We start from the raw sequence: 16,409 nt of genomic DNA on the forward strand, positions 1-16,409 counted from the left end.
CCGCACGGACGCGACACCGTACCGGCGGCCCGCGTGACGATCGTCGGCGCCGCCGGTACCGAGCCGGTGAAGGTCCGAGTGGCAGGAAGGTGCACGCACGTACGGAATTCCCGGTTCCGCTCCCGGTCACGTCACACCACGTGGTTGTGGCCGGTCTTGATAGGTGCAACCGAGAGGAACAGAGGACACCGTGCGTGAGATTGTGATCGTGGGTGGTGGTTACGCGGGTTTCTACACCGCGTGGGGCCTGGAGAAGAAGCTGCGACGGGGTGAGGCACGCGTCACCGTGGTTGACCCTCGCCCGTACATGACGTACCAGCCGTTCCTCCCCGAGGTGGTCGCCGGGTCGGTGGAGGCCCGGCATGCCGCGATCTCGCTGCGGCGGCACCTGCATCGGACCCGTGTGATCGCGGGCACGGTGGCCGAGATCCGCAACAGCGCGCGCACGGTCACGGTCCGGCCGGAGACCGGGCCGGACTTCGACCTCCCCTACGACGTGCTGGTGGTGACGGCGGGGGCCGTCACGCGCACCTTCCCGATTCCGGGGCTGAGCGACCAGGCGTACGGACTGAAGCACGTCGAGGAGGCCGTGGCGATCCGCGACCGGCTGCTCACCTCGTTCGACCGTGCGGCGACCCTTCCGCGCGGTCCCGAGCGCCGCAAGCTGCTCACCGTCACCGTGGTCGGCGGCGGATTCTCCGGGGTGGAGGGCTTCGGCGAACTGCTGGCCCTGGCGACCGCCCTGCTGAAGCACTACCCGGAGATCGATGCGGGAGAACTGGGCTTCCACCTGGTCGAGGCGCGGGGCCGGATCCTTCCCGAGGTGACCGACCGGCCCGGTGAGTGGGTGGTGCGCTCGCTGGAGAAGCGGGGTGGCAGGGTGCATCTGAACACCCAGCTCGTCTCCACGGAGGGCGGGCACGTCGTGCTGTCCGACGGGGAGGAGTACGACTCGGGCCTGATCGTGTGGGCGGCGGGCAACGCCTCCAACCCGATCGTGCACAACCACACCGACCTTCCGGTCGACGAACGGGGCCTGCTGACGGTGCGGGCGGATCTCCGGGTCGGCACGGACACCGAGGTCGTGGCGGATGTCTGGGCGGCCGGCGACGACGCCTCCGTGCCCGACCTCGCCGCCGGGCGGCCGGGGGCACGCACGGTGCCCAACGCGCAGCACGCCGTCCGCCAGGGCAAGCTTCTGGCGAAGAACATCCTGGCGTCACTTCGGGGCCGGCCGGCCAAGGACTACGTGCACCACAGTCTGGGCGTGGTGGCCACGCTGGGGCTGGGCCGCGGCATCTTCCAGTACCGGCGCCTGGTCATCAAGGGCTTCCCGGCCTGGCTGATGCACCGCGGCTACCACGTCCTGGCCGTACCCAGCTGGGAACGCAAGGTCCGTGTTTTCGCGGTGTGGGCCACCGCCGCTTTCTACGGCCGCGACATCGTCTCCCTCGTCTCGGTCCAGCACCCGAGAGACGCCTTCGTCTCCCGCGGCGCCCCACGGCGCAGCGAGGAGCCCACGGACGTCGTCACCGGCTAGGCCGGCGGTGACGTGCCGGGTGACGGGTGTCCCGCCGGGAGCACCCGTTGCCCGAGGTGGTGTGCTCACCTCCGGTGACAGCGGCACCCGTCACCTGGCGCGGCGACGTTCCGTCCCCGGTCAGGGCTTGGCAGCGCGGTACAGACCGCGGCCGACACGGCGAATGCGGGAGGTGCCGACCAGACGGTCGAGCGTGCTCCGAACGGCGTTGATGCTGCCACTGTCGGTGTCACGGCCCAGAGCGGCGGCGACATCGCGGGCACGGACGTCGGTGTCTGCGGCTTCGGCGAAGTACTTGAGGATCTGTTCGGTCAACTTGCCGTACTTCGGTTCGCCGTCGGCCTCGGCCTCGGCGTGGTCGGGCTTCTCCCGGCTCGTGTCGGCGTCCTCGGTCGTGTCCGCGGGCGCCGGCTCCGCCGTCGCCCGGACATCCACAGGCCCGGGTGCCGCAGCTGAGGGAGCGGCCAAGGGCATCAGGGCCTGAAGGGCGCTGAGGGCTCGCTGCACGGAGTCGAGGTGAGCGGTGACCGCGGACAGTTCCCGCTCCAGCGCCTGTTTCTGAACCTCCAGCCGGGCCAGGTCCTCCCGGAGGCTCTCGGCGGTGATCTCGATGTTGCGAGCCTTGGGGGTCACGGGGCCCATGTGTTCCTCTCGTCCTCAACCCTTGTTCCGGCGGGGCCGCCGATGTGCCGGCGACGTCAGCCGGCCCAACACCGTCGGATGCTACCCGCACATCATATGCAGCGGCCCCCACGGGTCGGGAACGGAGCGGGCGGACACCGGAGAGCACGCATCGACTGATGCGGCGCTTCACCGGGTCCGCCCGCGCGATCTGTCAGGGGCGGTCGGGCCTCGTCGAGTGATCGAGCCTGGCGCCGTCCGTCTCCCCCGGGTGCTTCCGGCCCTCGGCGGGCAAGGCCACCGCATGCTGTAGTTGCCGGAGGGCCTCGGAGACCACGTCGATGCGGGCGTCCACCGTGTCGATCGCCTCTCGGAGCAGGCGCAGCCGGCCCTCGAGCAGCGCCGCCTCCGCCGCCAGCGACGCGGTGGCGGCGGCGGGATCGGCCTGCCGGTCAGTGCTTCGGGGCATCCTCTCGTCCTTCCTCAGCTTGTGCCGGAAGCCTGGGCACGGACGTCTCTCGAACAGCGATCACTCGAACGCGTCTGCCGACGTGTGTCCCTGCCATGCTCCTCTTTCATCGCCGCACGGCTTGAGCGATTGCCGCTACAAGCCGTCGACACCGCATTGACCAGGCAGTGGCGGGAGCTGTGACAGCCCTGAAGCGGTGCGCCTCGTTACTTCGGCTCGCAGCCGGGATCAGGGGCGTCCTCGGCGAAGGGGGCGCCGTGCGGAAGGACGTAGAGGACCTCCAGTACGACGTTCACCGCGCCGCGGTTCTGGCCGATGTGCACGTGCTCCGCGCCAGGCGGTTCCTTCAGGTAATCGCCCTTCTCGTACACGCCGTCCGACGCGCACGTGGCATTGAAGTGGCTCAGTGTTCCCTGCTTGACATAGGCGTACAGGTAGCCGTCGTGGTAGTGCCAGCCCGTCCCCTGACCGGGAGGAATGGTGATCTCACGGAGACTGTAGTCCCAACGACTGGTGGTCCAGTGTGCCAGTGTCTTGCCGGTGACACCGGGACCGCCGGGCGTCGCCTGGGCGACACTCGGAGCGAGCGTGAGCCCTGCGGACACGGCACCGATGGCCGCGGCACGCAACACCTTGCGCATGCTGATCCCCTTCGGGAGGTGGGTAGGTGAGGGGGCCGCCCGGGTAAGTGCACCCCGGGAGCGGCCTGTTCGACAGGCCCCACTGTATTGCCGTGGGAAATGACACCGACAGCGGGGTCCCATGAAAGTGTGTTTCGGCGACACAATGAGGCAGTCGCGAGATGTACACGCCACCGCAGCGGCGGTGGTGCCGAGGGCGGTCCGGAAGGAGAACGCGGTATGGAGCCTGTCGTTGACACCCTGCCGATCACGGAGTTACTCGACGAGCGGAGGCATCTGCTGGAGGTCGCTCACTGGATGCTGGGCAGTCGTCTCGCTGCCGAGCGCGTCACCGACGAGGCGTACCGGCGGTGGTACGGGCTCTCCGATCACCAGCGGGAGCGGATAACGACGCCACGAGCCTGGCTGACCCAGGTCGTCGGTGACATCTGCCTGGTGCGGCTGGCCCTGCCCGGCCGCAGGGAAGACGCCCAGGGCCCAGTGCCGAGGAGGGAGCAGCACGGTTCCGGTCTGGAGGGCGAGGTCAGCGCGGTGTTGCTGCGAACGCTGGACACGCTGCCACCGGTCGAGAGGGCCGCGTTCGTGGTCAATGACGTGTTCGGAGTGGCGCCGGGCACGGTTGCGGGCATCGTGGAACGGTCCGAGGCGGAATGCGCCGAGCCGGCAGACCGGGCCCGCCGGAGCATGAGGGCCCGGCGCGCGCAGCCGACACCGCCACGCCGGCAGGACGAGATCGCCCATGCCGTACGGCACGCGTGCGCCGACGGGGACGCCGACCGCCTGGCGTCCCTGCTGACCCCGGACGCCACCGCATTCTTCGACGGCGGAGGCAAGGTCCGCGCGCTGACGCGGCCCGTCACCGGCAGCGGACGCGTCGCCCGGAGTCTGCTGACCTTGCTCGCCCGGCACCCCCGCACCACCTTGCACACGCACCCCGCCAACGGACGCACCGGACTCGTCGTCCGCTACGACGACCAGGTCGCCGCGGTCATCACCCTCGACATCACCGGCTCGCGTGTCGTCCAGGTCTGGGTCGTCCTCAACCCCGACAAACTGCGCTCCTGGAACCGCTCTCGTCCATGACGCGTCGCGTCACCTGGTGAGTGACCGCGACGGTCATGACGGCCGCGGCCCAGGACGGGGAGGCGAGCCCGGGTGCCCTCGCCGCGGACAGCCCGACCGCGTTCGGCGCGAGCACCTCATGCGGCGCCGGCTTCCGGGACGGAACGCCGTGATACCGGCGGGATGCCGGAGCTCGGCGAACACGGCAACGGCCTCGCTCAGGCCGGCCTTCGGCGGGGCGCCATGCATTCACCGGTGGATCACTCGCCGGCCTTCAAAGACACCGACCGCCCGGCACCGTTTCGATGTCACACACACGTCGACCGCTCGGTCCTTTCAAGTGACGAGCGGTGGTGTACTGCCCACCCGCGTCTTCGCACTCCCTGATGACGAGCCGCCCCCCCCGAGACCGTATCCGTCCTTCACCTCAGGAGGTGTTCCATGGACTGGCGCGAACGGGCGCTTTGCCAAGGCAAGGACCCGGATCTCTTCTTCCCGATAGGCAACATCAACAGTGGCCCGGTGGCGATACAGACGGATGAGGCGAAGGCCGTCTGCCGTCGCTGCCCCGTGCGGGAGCAGTGTTTGGCGTGGGCCGTCGACGCCGATCCGGTGGAGGGCATCTGGGGCGGTACGACGGAAGGGGAGCGCCGCGCCATGCGCCGGCGCGCGGCGCGTACGCCGGGGGCGACGGAAACCGCCGCGTGAGCGCAGGCCGAGTGAGCGGACCCGGCTGTGGCCGTGGAAGCAGCCGAAGCCGCAGACCACAGACGGGGAAGGGGGTGGGCGGGGTGGTTCCGGAACGGGTACGGCCCCGCCCTCGCTCCGGTCAGGCCACCGTGTCCCGGTCGACCCGTATCGCGGAGACGTCCAGCGTCAGAGTCACCTTGTCGCCGACGAGGACGCCCCCCGTCGCCAACGGTGTGTTCCAGGCCAGCCCCCAGTCCGAACGCCGCAGCGTGGCCGTGCCCTCGAAGCCGACCCGGTGCTGTCCGTAGGCGTCCTCGCGGGCTCCGCCGAAGACGACGTCGATGTCCAGCGGCAGCTCGATGTCCTTGATGCGCAGACCGCCTGTGAGACGGAACTCGTCGTCGTCGAGCGGGACGATGCCGGTGGAACGGAAAGTCATCAGGGGAAACGTCGCGGAGTCGAAGAAGTCGGGCCCCCGGAGATGGGCGTCGCGCTCCTGGATTCCCGTGTCCAGACTGTCGGTCTGGACGCTCACGTACGCCTCGGAACGGGAGGGGTCGGAGCCGTCGAGTATGAGAAGGCCCTCGAAACGGTCGAATCTCCCGCGGACATTGGAGATCATGGCGTGCCGGACGGAGAAGCCGATCGAACTGTGGACGGGGTCGATGGTGTAGGCACCGGTCACCCCCCGGTACGGACCCGAGCGGGAAGGAACGGCCTGATCGCGTTGCGTCAGCATGGTTGGGTGGCCTTCTCTGCGGTGGTTGTCTGTCGGTTGCAAGATGTGTCGGCGTCCCGGCCGTTGCCGCGCCGGACACGAAGAAGGGGCCTGTCGTGCCGCGGTGCGGATGACAGGCCCCCTCGCGGGTGGCGGTCCCTGCCCCAGGGCCCGCCACCGGCGGCTCACCGCTGCTGCGCGAGCCAGTCGGCGAAACGGGTCTCCGCGATGTGCGCGTCCGGACCGGGGAGCAGGGTGGTCTCCTGTAGTTCCGCACCGAAGTACGGGGCGTGCTCGTCGGTCACGACCGTGCGCGGGTCGTTCTTGGCGGCCAGCCCCTTCCGGATCAGCTCGTCCAGCTGGAACACGTCGGGACCGGCGACCTCCACCACCCCGTTGACGGGGGTACCGACAGCGGTGCGGCCGACGACGGCGGCCACGTCGTCGGAGTAGACGGGCCGGATCTTGATCGGGGCCAGACGAACGGTGTCACCGTCGGTCGCCGACTCGGCGATGCCCTTCATGAACTCGAAGAACTGCGTGGCGTGAACGATGGAGTACGGGATTCCCGAGTCCTTGATCAGCCCCTCCTGCGCCTGCTTGGCACGGAAGTAGCCGCTCTCCTGGAGCCTTTCCGTACCGACCACGGAGAGGGCGACGTGGTGGGTCACCCCGGCGTCCGCCTCCGCCTTGAGGAGGTTGGTGGTCGAGATACGGAAGAACTCCATGACGGCGTCGTCCGCGAAGGAGGGCGAGTTGGAGACGTCGACCACGACCGAGGCCCCGTCGAGGACTTCGGCCAGGCCCTCACCCGTGAGCGTGTTGACGCCGGTGTTGGGGGCGGCCGGCACGGCCTCGTGACCGTGCTCGTTCAGCTTGGCGACCAGCTTCGAGCCGATCAGTCCGGTACCGCCGATCACTACGACCTTCATAGTGGAAATCCTCCGGGAGATGTGTGATTGGGTCTGCACCAGGAATGACCGGGTGCACTGGTTTTCTGTGACGACGAAAATTCCGTGCAGCAGGAACGCGGGATGACGGACCGCTATTCGACGAGCTTTCCGTCGGTGGTGACGTCTTCCATGAGGGTCGCGATCTCGTCGGGGATGGGGGGAATGCTCTCGTGGGTGATTCCGGTCGTCGGGGACCAGACGAGGTTGACGCGGAAGGCGGGATCCATGTCGGGGAAGTCGCTGCGATTGTGACAACCGCGGGTCTCCCGGCGTTCCAGCGCCGCTTCGAGGGTGGCGCGGGCGGCCAGGGCGGCCGACTTGAGGTCGAAGGCGTGGGCGAGGTCCTGGAAGCCGGCGATGTCGGGGTGGACTCCGACGTTCTCCATGCGCTTCTCGATGGTGTCCAGCTCCGCCAGGCCCGTGCGCAGACCCTGTTCGTCACGGACGACGCCGGCGTGTTCGGTCATGGTGTTGCGGATGGCGCGCTGAAGGGCGCGGACGTTCTCGGGCCCGTCGGCGGCGAGCAGTTCGTCGACTTCGGCGCGGGCCTGGGCCACCGCGGCCGCGGAGCGGGGCTGCGCGGTGAGCGACTCCGAGTAGGCGGCGGCGGCCTGGCCGGTGATGCGGCCGTAGACGAGGAGTTCGATGAGACTGTTGCCGCCCAGGCGGTTGGCGCCGTGCAGTCCGCTCGACGCCTCGCCGATGGCGTACAGGCCGCGGACATCGGTGCTGTGGTCCTCGGGACGGACCCAGACGCCGCCCATCGAGTAGTGAGCGGTGGGGGCGACCTCGATGGGTTCGCGGGTGATGTCGAGCATCTGGAGATCGAGGAGCGTCTGGTAGACCCGGGGGAGCCGGTTCATGATCGTCTGGCGGGGGAGGTGGGAGACGTCGAGCCAGACCCCGCCGTTGGCGGTGCCGCGGCCTTCCTTGATCTCGGTGTAGGAGGCGAGGGCCACGCGGTCACGGGTGGACAGCTCCATCCGCTGCGGGTCGTAACGGTTCATGTACCGCTCGCCGAGGGCGTTGCGCAGGATGCCGCCCTCGCCGCGGGCCGCCTCACTGACGAGGGTGCCGGCGGCGTTCTCGGGTTCGATGATGCCGGAGGGGTGGAACTGGACCAGTTCGGGGTCGCGCAGACGGGCCCCGGCCTCCACGGCCAGGCGAAAGGAGTCGCCGGTGTTCTCGTCCCGTCGCGAGGAGGTGCGCCGCCAGATGCGGGTGTGCCCGCCGGCCGCGAGGATGACGGCGTCCGCGTGGATGAGGTGACGGGTGCCGTTGGTGAGGTCGAAACCGTAAGCCCCGAAGACGGCACCGTCGTGGACGAGGAGGCGGGTGATGTAGACGGTGTCGAGCATGGGTATGTCCAGCTGGCTCGCGCGCCGGATGAGCGTGCGCTGGATCTCCAGGCCGGTGTAGTCGCCGGCGAAGGCGGTGCGGCGATACTTGTGCGCGCCGAAGAAGCGCTGCGAGATGCGGCCGTCCCCTTCGCGGGCGAAGGCCATACCGTAGCGCTCCAGGTCGTCGATACCGAGCGCCGCGCCCTGGGTGACGATCTCCGCGGTGCGAGGGTCGCCGAGCAGGTAACTCTCCTTGAGGGTGTCCGCGGCGTGCTGCTGCCAGCTGTCCTCGGGGTCCATCGTGGCCAGGGCCGCGTTGATCCCGCCGGCGGCCAGGGAGGTGTGGGTGTCCTCCTTGGGGCGCTTGCCGACGGCAACGACATCGACGCCGGCCTCGGCCAGCTCGATCGCCGCCCGCAGGCCCGCCCCGCCGGTACCGATCACGAGGACCATGGTCGACAGTCGTTGTTCGGTGATAGCCACGATTGCTCCCGTCGCTGTGGGTGTCACTGACTACGACCAGGCCAGGCGGAGCTTTGTGACACGGGCGCCCTCCGACTCCGGGGCGGGTCACCCCGGGGGGAGCACACGTGTCACAACGAGACGGCGTCCCCGGTCGTATCGATGAGTCCGACGGCCGCCCGAGCCGGCCCTGCGGCGTGTTCGGCGGCGAGGAGGAGGAGAGGGATGACGTACGTCATCGCGCAGCCCTGCGTCGACATCAAGGACCGGGCGTGTGTCACCGAATGCCCCGTGGACTGCATCTACGAGGGTTCGCGCACGCTCTACATCAACCCCGCGGAGTGCGTCGACTGCCATGCTTGTGAGCCCGTCTGCCCCGTGGAGGCCATCTTCTACGAGGACGACCTGCCGCGGCACTGGGCGCACTACCGGTCTGTCAACGCGGAGTTCTTCGTAGCCGCGACGCCGGAGCGGGAGCACCAGGGTGGCGCGGCCGGGGACCACCCTCTGGTGGCGGCCCTGCCCCGGCAGGTTCTCCACAAGAAGGAGGTCTCCGTCTTCGCCGTCCGCAAGGAGGAAGCCGCCGACGTGGACCTGTGGTTCCCGTCCTGACGGGGATGTGCCGGCGATGAGCGGCCGCCGCCCGGGGGCGGCGGCCGACGCATACCGAACGTGCCGGTCAGGAGGCGAGCGTGATGGTGGTCGGCGTACCCCTCCAGGCCATGCGCGCGTAGGGACACAGCGCGTCGGCCTTCTCCATCAGATCCGTTGCCGTCTCGGGAGCGACGCCGGGCCACTGCACCACCAGGTCGACGCGGAGCAGATAGCCACCGTCCTCCGGATCCCGTCCGAAGGCGACGGTCGCCACGACCGAGATGGCCGCGGGGTCGAGCGCCTCCTGCCGTGCCAGGAGGCTCAGCGCGCCGTGGAAGCACGCCGCGAAGCCGGCTGCGAAGAGCTGCTCGGGGTTGGTTCCCTGGCCGTCGCCGCCCAGCTCGGCGGGCATGCGCAGGTCTAGGTCCAGGGCGCCGTCGGACGAGCGTGCCCGGCCGGAGGCCCGCCCGTGCGAGGCCACACCGCCGTGGACGGTCACGGTGGTCGTGTAGATGGGCGAGAACTCGTTCCCGTCGTAGTTCTTCTCGGTCGACAGGGAGGGCAGTGGGATGCGCTCGGTCACGGCGTGACTCCGATGTGGTCGTGGTACGGCGTTCCGGCGGACGTCCGGGAACGCGTACTCAGGGGCCTGGAGGCACGGAAGGCGGTGACGCGCGGGTCCGCGGGACACGCCGGGCAGGCGGTGCCGCTCTCTGTCGAGGGCGGCACCGCACACACCACACGTCACGTCGTCCGTCCTGGGGTCGGGGCGTCCGGGGTCCGGACTACTGGTTGACCGACAAGTAACCGTTCCTGTGACGCGTGCCCGCCGACGGCCGGGGAGGGGGCCGCCGGCGGGTCAGTCGTGCAGGGAAGCCACGTAGGGCGCCAGCTTGGCCGGGTTCATCACCCACATGAGCCGGTCGATACCCTCCGTCGAGATGTCGACGGACAGCAGGGCGACAGCCTGCCCGCCGGACGAGACGAGCACGGCCGGCAGGCCGTTGGCCTCGACCCACCGGACGTCCGCCTGTGGCCAGAAGCGCGGTGCGAATGCCACGAGGTACCGCGAGACGTGCGGCCGCCCGATGACCGGGATCTTGGACGCGCCACGGATCCCGCCACCGTCCGAGTAGCTGACGACGTCGGCGGTGAGAACGTCCTCCAGCACCGACAGATCGCCCGTCCGCGCCGCGGAGAGGAACACCTCCAGCAGCCGCCGATGGGCTGCCGGCGTGACGCGCTCCCTGCGCTCGGCGGCCAGGTGCCTGCGTGCCCTGCTCACCAGCTGACGGGCGTTGGCCTCGCTTGTTTCGAGGATCTCGGAGACCCGCCCGTAGGGGTAGTCGAACGCCTCCCGCAGCACGTAGGCGGTGCGCTCCATGGGATTCAGCTTCTCCAGGAGCAGGAGAACCGCCATCTCCAGGGCCTCGGCCCGTTCCGCGCCCAGCTGAGGATCCTCCGTGGTGTCGACGGGCTCGGGAAGCCAGGGGCCGACGTAGGACTCCCGGCGCACCCGTGCGGACTGTGCCAGGTTGATCGCCAGCCGGGTGGCCACCGTGGTGAGGAACGCGGCCGGTTCCAGGACCTTCGTGCGGTCCGTGTTCTGCCACCGCAGCCAGGTTTCCTGCACGACGTCTTCGGCCTCCGCCGCACTGCCCAGGACGCGGTAGGCGATGCCGAAGAGTCGCGGGCGCGCCGAAAGGAAGTCCTTCGTCGCTTGATCGAGGGTGTCGGGATGAGCGCCAGCGTGCATGGATCTTCCTCTCTGGCTTCGTGCGCACCATGCTACAAGCGGCCGCGCAGGGCCGCGTCGGGGGCGCTGGCACGACCGCCCGGGACGCCGTCCAGCGTGCACACCGTGGCACACGCTGGGTCTGCGGCATCCCGTGCGGGGTACGGCTCCGCACGGCTCCCGAGACCTGCCCGCTCCTGGTGGCGAGCGAGCCCTGTCACGAAACAACCGCACGCCCGGTCAAGACTGTGAAAGGTCATGGACCAGGAAAGGTGCACGCGTCCCATGGACACTCCCGTCGACGTCGTGCACTTCATGCTGACGGTGCTCTTCGTCCTCGCGGCGGTGCACGCACTGTGGCACGGTGTCCGGGCGCCGGGGGCGGGACGCCGTGACCGGGTGGACCACCTCCTGCACGCCGCCATGTCCGCGGCCATGGCGGCCATGCCGTGGAGCCTCGGCCAATCGCTGCCCGGTCGGACCACGACGGTTCTCTTCACGCTCGCCGCACTGTGGTTCCCGCTGACCGCCCTCCGCCGCCACACGGCGAACGCGGTGACGCGGATCGCCGGCCGGCTGCCGTCCGCGGCCGGCATGGCCGCGATGGCCTGGATGCCGCTCGCACACCACGGCCGGGCGGTGCCGTCCCACGAGGCCCTGGCCGCAGGCGTCCCGGCCGCGCACGACACCGCGGCTCACGGCCATGCCACCGGCGCACCGGTGTCGGCTGCCTGGGTCACCGGGCTGCTGGCGGCCTGTCTCCTGGCGTGCGCCATGTGGTCGTTGACCCGCCCCATGCCCTCGCTGCGGCCCGTCCCGGACGCCGCGCACCGCGCCGCCGCGACGGACCCGTACGGTCACGTCCGCGACGGAGCGATGGCGCTGGGGACGGCCCTGATGCTGCTCATGCCCCACTGACCGCCTGTCACGGGGCGCCGACCAGGGCCTTGCTGCGCATCAGGAAGTCCGACAGGTAACTGTCGTGGGGCACACCCGGAGCCATCCAGTAGGTCGGGTGGTCACCGACGTACACATTGGCGATGGTGGGTTCCGCCAGCAGCGCGTCGAGCAACGCGCCGTCGCGGGTGAGCGCCGAGAGCACGAGTGTGTCCCGCAGCGGGGCGGTGCCGTCCGTACGGTTCCAGGGCGCCACCCACACGCAGGGAAAGGGGAGTTCGGTCCGGAGCTGCGCGGCACTGGAACTGCCGACCTGGTGGACGGCGGGACGCAGGACGGCGCTTCCGTCACCGAGGTCGTCGACGACGCCCTCACCACCGAGCCAGGCACGGGTCCCCGCCGCCACCGACCTCAGGTAGGAGCCGAGGGCCCGTGCCCGGTCCAGCGGGCACACCGGGAGCACCGCCCGCGCGTCCTGGGGCGGCAGACCGGGCAGCCGGGACAGGCGGGCCGCGACGGCCTCGGCGAGCGGCGCCGGATCGCCCTCGACGAAGACGGCGGTGGCGTTGACGCACGCGGTGCCCCCCTCGTCGGCGACCGAGCCGACGATCGTGTCGAGGTGCTTCCGCCAGTCGGTGTCCGCGGTGACGAGGATCTTGGACCTGCCCGGCCCCTGGGGCAGCACGCGTGGATCGCGGGCGTACCGGGCGACCACCTCGTCGCCGCCGTACACGACCGCGCGGTCGGCACCGCGGATGAGCACGTCGGCGGTCCGGTGGTCCGTGGGCAGCAACACCAGCTGGTCCTCCCGGACACCCGCCCGGTGCAGCGCCCCGACCAGCCGGTGCGGGGTGAACGGCTCCCGCCGCGACGGACGCACGGCGACGCGGTAGCCCAGTGCCAGCGCCTCGACCCACAGCCGGTGGACACCGGGATGGTTGCCGGAGGCGTTGACGGCGAACACGTTCCCCTGGCGGGCCCAGACGGCGTGGCCGGCCTCCAGGGCCGGGTCCCGGCGGTCGGGGACCGCCCCGTGTGGCCTGCCTCGCTCGGCGGAGGAACGGGCCAGCCTGACGAACCGTGCCGTGCCCCGTGTCGCCGCGCGCACCACCGTCAGCGGCGTGCCGGACGTACGGCTGACGAGGTGTTCGTACTCGCGTACGCCCAGTCCGCCGACGGTGCCGGTGGCGAACTCCTCGCCGGCCGCCGCCAGCACTGCGTCGATGTCGGCCGCCGGCACCGCCTCGGCCCTGCGCAGCGCGGCCAGCGCCCGGCCGACGAACACCGGCGGCACCAGGCTCAGCCGCGCCACCTCGGTACCCGACACATCCGTCACCGCGCTCGGCACCCGCGTCCGGTACGGACCGCGGGAACCCAGCGCGTCCAGGTACACCGGCCCGCTGACCTCGGCATCCGCCATCAGTACACGCCCTCGATCACGGTCTCGCCCTTCACCGTGGGAACCGGCGCGACGTCCGCGACGGCGTCACCCGCCTGGCCGTCGGCCGGCCGCATGCGCACGGCCGTGTCCCGTTCCGCGTTGTTGGGGATGAGCATGGATTTGCTGACGTGACTGACGATCACCTGGCCCCGCTCACCGACCTCGACCGTATCCCCGGTGTCGGGGTCCACGACCGACAGGAACACGTACGGCGACACGGGGTCGAACACGCAGGGCTCCGAAGCGCTGAGACCTGCCCGTTCGAGCAGCGCGGTGAGCATCATGGTGTTGCCGTACATGCCGATGAGGGGTACGTCGGGAAAGACCTCCGTGCCCAGCAGGTGGCGGGTGTCGGGGTCCATGTGCGTGCCACCCCAGATGATCGCCTGGACGGAGCCGTTGATCCGCTCCAGAAGGTCGTCCTCGCGGGCGAAGCGCTCCAGCAGCGGGGTGGTGGCGGCGAGTACCCCGATGTCCTGGGTCAGCAGGATCCGCCGGCACTGTTCGACGAGATGGTCGGTGTAGGACTCGACCTCGTCGCTCCGGCCGGCGGCGACCAGCTTCTTCACCCAGCGGGGATCCATGTCGATGCCCAGCCCCGGGCCGCCGAGGGATTCCGCGGCCCGTCGCAGCACGTCACCCACCAGATGCGGACCCGTCGGCGCCACCGTCAGCCACTGGGCCCCGACGGGCAGGCCGTGGTCCCGGAGGCGCTTGTCGACCTGCTCCGTGCTGTGCCGCATCCAGTCGTCGAGCTGGACGACGCGCTTGGGCGCCCCGGTCGTTCCACCGCTGTCGAAGACGTTGAGCAGCCGGGCGTCGTTTCCGTAGCCCCGGGGGATCAGGTCCGCCACCGGGACGTCCCGCAGTTCGTCGGCCAGGTCGGGGAAGAGCATCAGGTCGTCCACGCCCTTGACGTCCTGCCGCGGATCGAAGGCGAGCCGATCGGCCCGGTCGAGCCAGTAGCGGGAGCCTGTCGCCGGGTCGAAGTGCCAGCGCATGGCCGCTCGGACGAACTCGTCCGGGTCGACGTCGTCGGACGGCCCGGCGTCCAGAACGGTGGGGAACTCGTACGTCATGGATGGTCCTTCCTCGGCACGGTCTCGTGCGTGTGAGCGAGGTTCCGCGGGGCGTGTGGGATCGGGGCGCGTTCGGTCACCGGCTGAACAGCTCGAAGGCGACGGCGGGCCGGCCGTCGAACCGCGGACCGTGGGCGCGGGTGCTGTCGGCCAGGAAACGGCGCGCGTACGCCTCGGGGTCCTCCTCGGTCAATGCCTCGATGTAGGTGCGGTGCCGCAGCAAGGACAGCACCCCCTGTTCGAAGCCCGGCTCGGCGGACACCGCGTGAGTCGGCGCGGGCGAGTTGGCGACGGCCACCCACCGGACGCCGTTCCAGGGCCGCAGGCCTTGTGCGGTGAGCTCCGGGAAGATCCAGCGGTTGCCCGCGTCCGCCGACGCGTCCAGCACCGCGCGCCCCACTGCCACGTGGTCCGGTGTGTTCCAGGCACCATGGGCCCAGGTGTCCCGGTGGTTCAGCGTGATCACCAGCTCGGGCCGGTGGCGCCGGACGGCCGCGGCGATATCGCGCCGCAGGGACACGCCGTACTCGATCACACCGTCCTGGTGGTCGAGGAATTCCACCGTGGAAACACCCACGGCCGCGGCGGCGGCACGCTGCTCCGCCTCGCGCAGCGTTCGGGCGCGTTCGGGCGCCAGGCTGTCGATACCGGCCTCACCACGGGTGGCGAGGACGTAGGTGACCTGCCGGCCGTCGGCCGCCCAGGAGGCCACGGCGGCCGAGCATCCGTACTCGAGATCGTCGGGATGGGCCACCACGGCGAGTGCCCGTCGCCAGTCGTCCGGCATCGGGCGGAGCGGCGGCAGGGGGCTGTCGGTCATGTGTCTGCTCTCGTCGATATCGCGTGGGGGCGGCAGGCAGGCACGGGGCCGCCCGGGTCGGTGTGCTCGGGCGCCTTGGAGCCGACCGTGCCGCCGGGGTGGTTCAGACGCGCGGGAGAAGGCTCTCCAGGGGCACCGCGGGATCGGAGAGCACGGCGTCGTCCGTCTCCGCGCCGGACTCGATCAGGGAACGGATCGTGTCGATGACGTCCCACACGTTGACGCTCATTCCCGCCACGACCCGGTTCCCGGACATCCAGAAGGCGATGAACCGCCGCTCGTCCGGTGCCCCGCGGAAGACGACGCGGTCGTAGCCGCCCGGCTCGGCGTAGCCGGTGTACTCCATCCCGAGGTCGTACTGGTCGGTGTAGAAGTACGGCAGCCGGTCGTAGACCGCGTCCTTGCCCAGCATGCTCAGCGCGGCGGTGCGCGGCTGGTGCAGCGCGTTGGCCCAGTGCTCCACGCGCAGGTGCCGGCCGAGCCGCGGGTGGTAGGCGTTGGCGACGTCGCCGGCGGCGTGGATGTCGGCCACCGAGGTCCGCAGGTGCTCGTCCGTGACGATGCCGTTGCGCACCTCCAGGCCCGCCTCCTCGGCGAGGCGGACGTTGGGTGTGATGCCCACCCCCACCACCACGGCGTCCGCGGGCAGGTGACTGCCGTCGGCGAGCACGACCCCGTCCACGCGGCCGCCGGTTCCGGTGACGCGCTGGATCTCGGCGTGGGGACGCAGGTCGACGCCGTGGTCCCGGTGCAGGCCGGCGAAGACCTCGGCCGCCTCCCGCCCCAGAACCCTGAGCAGGGGCAGCTCGGCGTGCTCGAGAACGGTCACCTCCGCCCCTGCCGTCCGGGCCGCGGCCGCCGTCTCCAGACCGATCCATCCGCCGCCGACCACCACGATCCGCGCACCCTCGGTGAAGGCGGACTTGAGACGCTCGCTGTCGCCCACGCGCCGCAGGTACAGCACGTTGTCCAGGTCCGCCCCCGGGACGGACAGGCGGCGCGGTGAGGAACCGGTCGCCAGGAGCAGCTTGGCGTAGGGCACGCGACGACCGTCGTCCAGCGTCACCTCTTTGGCCTGCCCGTCGACGGACGTCACGCTCGTGCCCAGAAGCAGATCGACCCCGTGCTCCCTGTACCAGCCCTCGGGGTGCACGTGGATCGACTCGCGGTCCTCCTTGCCCAGCAGGTAGCCCTTGGACAGCGGCGGTCGAATGTACGGCCGCTCCCGCTCGTCCCCGATGAGGAGGAGCGGCCCGTCGTGACCGTGCGCGCGCAGCTCTTCCGCGGCCTTGCCGGCGGCCAGGCCACCCCCGACGATCACGAATGTATTCGCAGGCGACATGATGA

At 70.6% G+C, this 16,409-nt stretch carries 16 protein-coding genes and 1 pseudogene; 5 read left to right on the top strand and 12 right to left on the bottom strand.

Features of this window, described 5'->3' with window-relative positions; all coding sequences use genetic code 11:
• Positions 1-190 precede the first annotated feature (190 nt).
• Positions 191-1,540: an NAD(P)/FAD-dependent oxidoreductase gene (locus tag IE294_RS33945; RefSeq protein WP_189892536.1), complete on the top strand. Its 1,350-nt coding sequence runs from the start codon at positions 191-193 to the stop codon at positions 1,538-1,540.
• Positions 1,541-1,660: 120 nt separating this feature from the next.
• On the opposite strand, the gene IE294_RS33950 is transcribed toward IE294_RS33945, so the two are convergent.
• The 3 genes from IE294_RS33950 to IE294_RS33960 form a co-directional block, all read right to left on the bottom strand.
• On the bottom strand, positions 1,661-2,182 hold the full coding sequence (locus IE294_RS33950) for a hypothetical protein (RefSeq protein ID WP_189892538.1): 522 nt from the start codon (positions 2,180-2,182) through the stop codon (positions 1,661-1,663).
• 193 nt (positions 2,183-2,375) lie between these two features.
• Complete coding sequence (locus tag IE294_RS33955; protein ID WP_059267085.1) at positions 2,376-2,630, bottom strand: hypothetical protein; 255 nt, start codon at positions 2,628-2,630, stop codon at positions 2,376-2,378.
• A gap of 206 nt (positions 2,631-2,836) precedes the next feature.
• Entirely contained in the window at positions 2,837-3,271 is a 435-nt protein-coding gene (locus tag IE294_RS33960; protein ID WP_189892540.1) for a cupin domain-containing protein, read from the bottom strand.
• Positions 3,272-3,490: 219 nt separating this feature from the next.
• Here IE294_RS33960 and IE294_RS33965 point away from each other — a divergent pair, with 219 nt between their 5' ends.
• Both IE294_RS33965 and IE294_RS33970 read left to right on the top strand, forming a co-directional pair.
• A complete protein-coding gene (locus tag IE294_RS33965; RefSeq protein ID WP_189892542.1) occupies positions 3,491-4,354 on the top strand; it encodes a sigma-70 family RNA polymerase sigma factor family protein in 864 nt (287 codons plus the stop codon).
• 420 nt (positions 4,355-4,774) lie between these two features.
• On the top strand, positions 4,775-5,041 hold the full coding sequence (locus IE294_RS33970) for a WhiB family transcriptional regulator (protein WP_189892543.1): 267 nt from the start codon (positions 4,775-4,777) through the stop codon (positions 5,039-5,041).
• Between the two features lie 121 nt (positions 5,042-5,162).
• Here IE294_RS33970 and IE294_RS33975 read toward each other — a convergent pair whose 3' ends face one another.
• The 3 genes from IE294_RS33975 to IE294_RS33985 all read right to left on the bottom strand — a co-directional run bounded on the left by IE294_RS33975 (position 5,163) and on the right by IE294_RS33985 (position 8,487).
• On the bottom strand, positions 5,163-5,759 hold the full coding sequence (locus tag IE294_RS33975) for a YceI family protein (protein WP_373315893.1): 597 nt from the start codon (positions 5,757-5,759) through the stop codon (positions 5,163-5,165).
• A 167-nt stretch (positions 5,760-5,926) separates the two neighbouring features.
• Complete coding sequence (locus IE294_RS33980; RefSeq protein WP_189892547.1) at positions 5,927-6,673, bottom strand: SDR family oxidoreductase; 747 nt, start codon at positions 6,671-6,673, stop codon at positions 5,927-5,929.
• Between the two features lie 113 nt (positions 6,674-6,786).
• Positions 6,787-8,487 (bottom strand): L-aspartate oxidase, encoded by a 1,701-nt coding sequence (locus IE294_RS33985; protein WP_189892628.1) that lies wholly within the window; start codon positions 8,485-8,487, stop codon positions 6,787-6,789.
• Positions 8,488-8,721: 234 nt separating this feature from the next.
• On the opposite strand from IE294_RS33985, the pseudogene fdxA reads away from it, so the two are divergent.
• Positions 8,722-9,027 (top strand): annotated as a pseudogene (gene fdxA / locus IE294_RS33990) (ferredoxin); the annotation flags it as partial.
• A gap of 148 nt (positions 9,028-9,175) precedes the next feature.
• Here fdxA and IE294_RS33995 read toward each other — a convergent pair.
• Both IE294_RS33995 and IE294_RS34000 read right to left on the bottom strand, forming a co-directional pair.
• A complete protein-coding gene (locus tag IE294_RS33995; RefSeq protein WP_189892551.1) occupies positions 9,176-9,673 on the bottom strand; it encodes an Ohr family peroxiredoxin in 498 nt (165 codons plus the stop codon).
• Positions 9,674-9,949: 276 nt separating this feature from the next.
• Positions 9,950-10,846: an RNA polymerase sigma-70 factor gene (locus tag IE294_RS34000; protein ID WP_189892553.1), complete on the bottom strand. Its 897-nt coding sequence runs from the start codon at positions 10,844-10,846 to the stop codon at positions 9,950-9,952.
• 264 nt (positions 10,847-11,110) lie between these two features.
• On the opposite strand from IE294_RS34000, the gene IE294_RS34005 reads away from it, so the two are divergent.
• On the top strand, positions 11,111-11,743 hold the full coding sequence (locus IE294_RS34005; protein WP_229917559.1) for a DUF5134 domain-containing protein: 633 nt from the start codon (positions 11,111-11,113) through the stop codon (positions 11,741-11,743).
• 7 nt (positions 11,744-11,750) lie between these two features.
• On the opposite strand, the gene IE294_RS34010 is transcribed toward IE294_RS34005, so the two are convergent.
• The 4 genes from IE294_RS34010 to IE294_RS34025 form a co-directional block, all read right to left on the bottom strand.
• Positions 11,751-13,142, bottom strand: coding sequence for an aldehyde dehydrogenase family protein (locus IE294_RS34010; RefSeq protein WP_189892556.1), 1,392 nt, complete (start codon positions 13,140-13,142; stop codon positions 11,751-11,753).
• A complete protein-coding gene (locus IE294_RS34015) occupies positions 13,142-14,242 on the bottom strand; it encodes a phenylacetate--CoA ligase family protein (RefSeq protein ID WP_189892558.1) in 1,101 nt (366 codons plus the stop codon). Before IE294_RS34015 ends, IE294_RS34010 begins: the two co-directional genes overlap by 1 nt.
• A gap of 76 nt (positions 14,243-14,318) precedes the next feature.
• Positions 14,319-15,062 carry a PIG-L deacetylase family protein gene (locus IE294_RS34020; protein WP_189892560.1) on the bottom strand — a complete coding sequence of 248 codons (744 nt, stop codon included), beginning with the start codon at positions 15,060-15,062 and terminating at the stop codon, positions 14,319-14,321.
• A gap of 103 nt (positions 15,063-15,165) precedes the next feature.
• Complete coding sequence (locus IE294_RS34025; RefSeq protein ID WP_189892562.1) at positions 15,166-16,404, bottom strand: NAD(P)/FAD-dependent oxidoreductase; 1,239 nt, start codon at positions 16,402-16,404, stop codon at positions 15,166-15,168.
• Positions 16,405-16,409: the final 5 nt, after the last annotated feature.

Source organism: Streptomyces canarius, from assembly GCF_014650735.1.
Classification (GTDB): domain Bacteria; phylum Actinomycetota; class Actinomycetes; order Streptomycetales; family Streptomycetaceae; genus Streptomyces; species Streptomyces olivaceoviridis.

Coding starts and splice junctions, on each gene's coding strand:
- IE294_RS33950 (WP_189892538.1), bottom strand. CDS start 2,182: ATGGGCCCCGTGACCCCCAAGGCTCGCAACATCGAGATCACCGCCGAG.
- IE294_RS33955 (WP_059267085.1), bottom strand. CDS start 2,630: ATGCCCCGAAGCACTGACCGGCAGGCCGATCCCGCCGCCGCCACCGCG.
- IE294_RS33960 (WP_189892540.1), bottom strand. CDS start 3,271: ATGCGCAAGGTGTTGCGTGCCGCGGCCATCGGTGCCGTGTCCGCAGGG.
- IE294_RS33965 (WP_189892542.1), top strand. CDS start 3,491: ATGGAGCCTGTCGTTGACACCCTGCCGATCACGGAGTTACTCGACGAG.
- IE294_RS33970 (WP_189892543.1), top strand. CDS start 4,775: ATGGACTGGCGCGAACGGGCGCTTTGCCAAGGCAAGGACCCGGATCTC.
- IE294_RS33980 (WP_189892547.1), bottom strand. CDS start 6,673: ATGAAGGTCGTAGTGATCGGCGGTACCGGACTGATCGGCTCGAAGCTG.
- IE294_RS33985 (WP_189892628.1), bottom strand. CDS start 8,487: ATGGTCCTCGTGATCGGTACCGGCGGGGCGGGCCTGCGGGCGGCGATC.
- IE294_RS34000 (WP_189892553.1), bottom strand. CDS start 10,846: ATGCACGCTGGCGCTCATCCCGACACCCTCGATCAAGCGACGAAGGAC.
- IE294_RS34005 (WP_229917559.1), top strand. CDS start 11,111: ATGGACACTCCCGTCGACGTCGTGCACTTCATGCTGACGGTGCTCTTC.
- IE294_RS34010 (WP_189892556.1), bottom strand. CDS start 13,142: ATGGCGGATGCCGAGGTCAGCGGGCCGGTGTACCTGGACGCGCTGGGT.
- IE294_RS34015 (WP_189892558.1), bottom strand. CDS start 14,242: ATGACGTACGAGTTCCCCACCGTTCTGGACGCCGGGCCGTCCGACGAC.
- IE294_RS34020 (WP_189892560.1), bottom strand. CDS start 15,062: ATGACCGACAGCCCCCTGCCGCCGCTCCGCCCGATGCCGGACGACTGG.
- IE294_RS34025 (WP_189892562.1), bottom strand. CDS start 16,404: ATGTCGCCTGCGAATACATTCGTGATCGTCGGGGGTGGCCTGGCCGCC.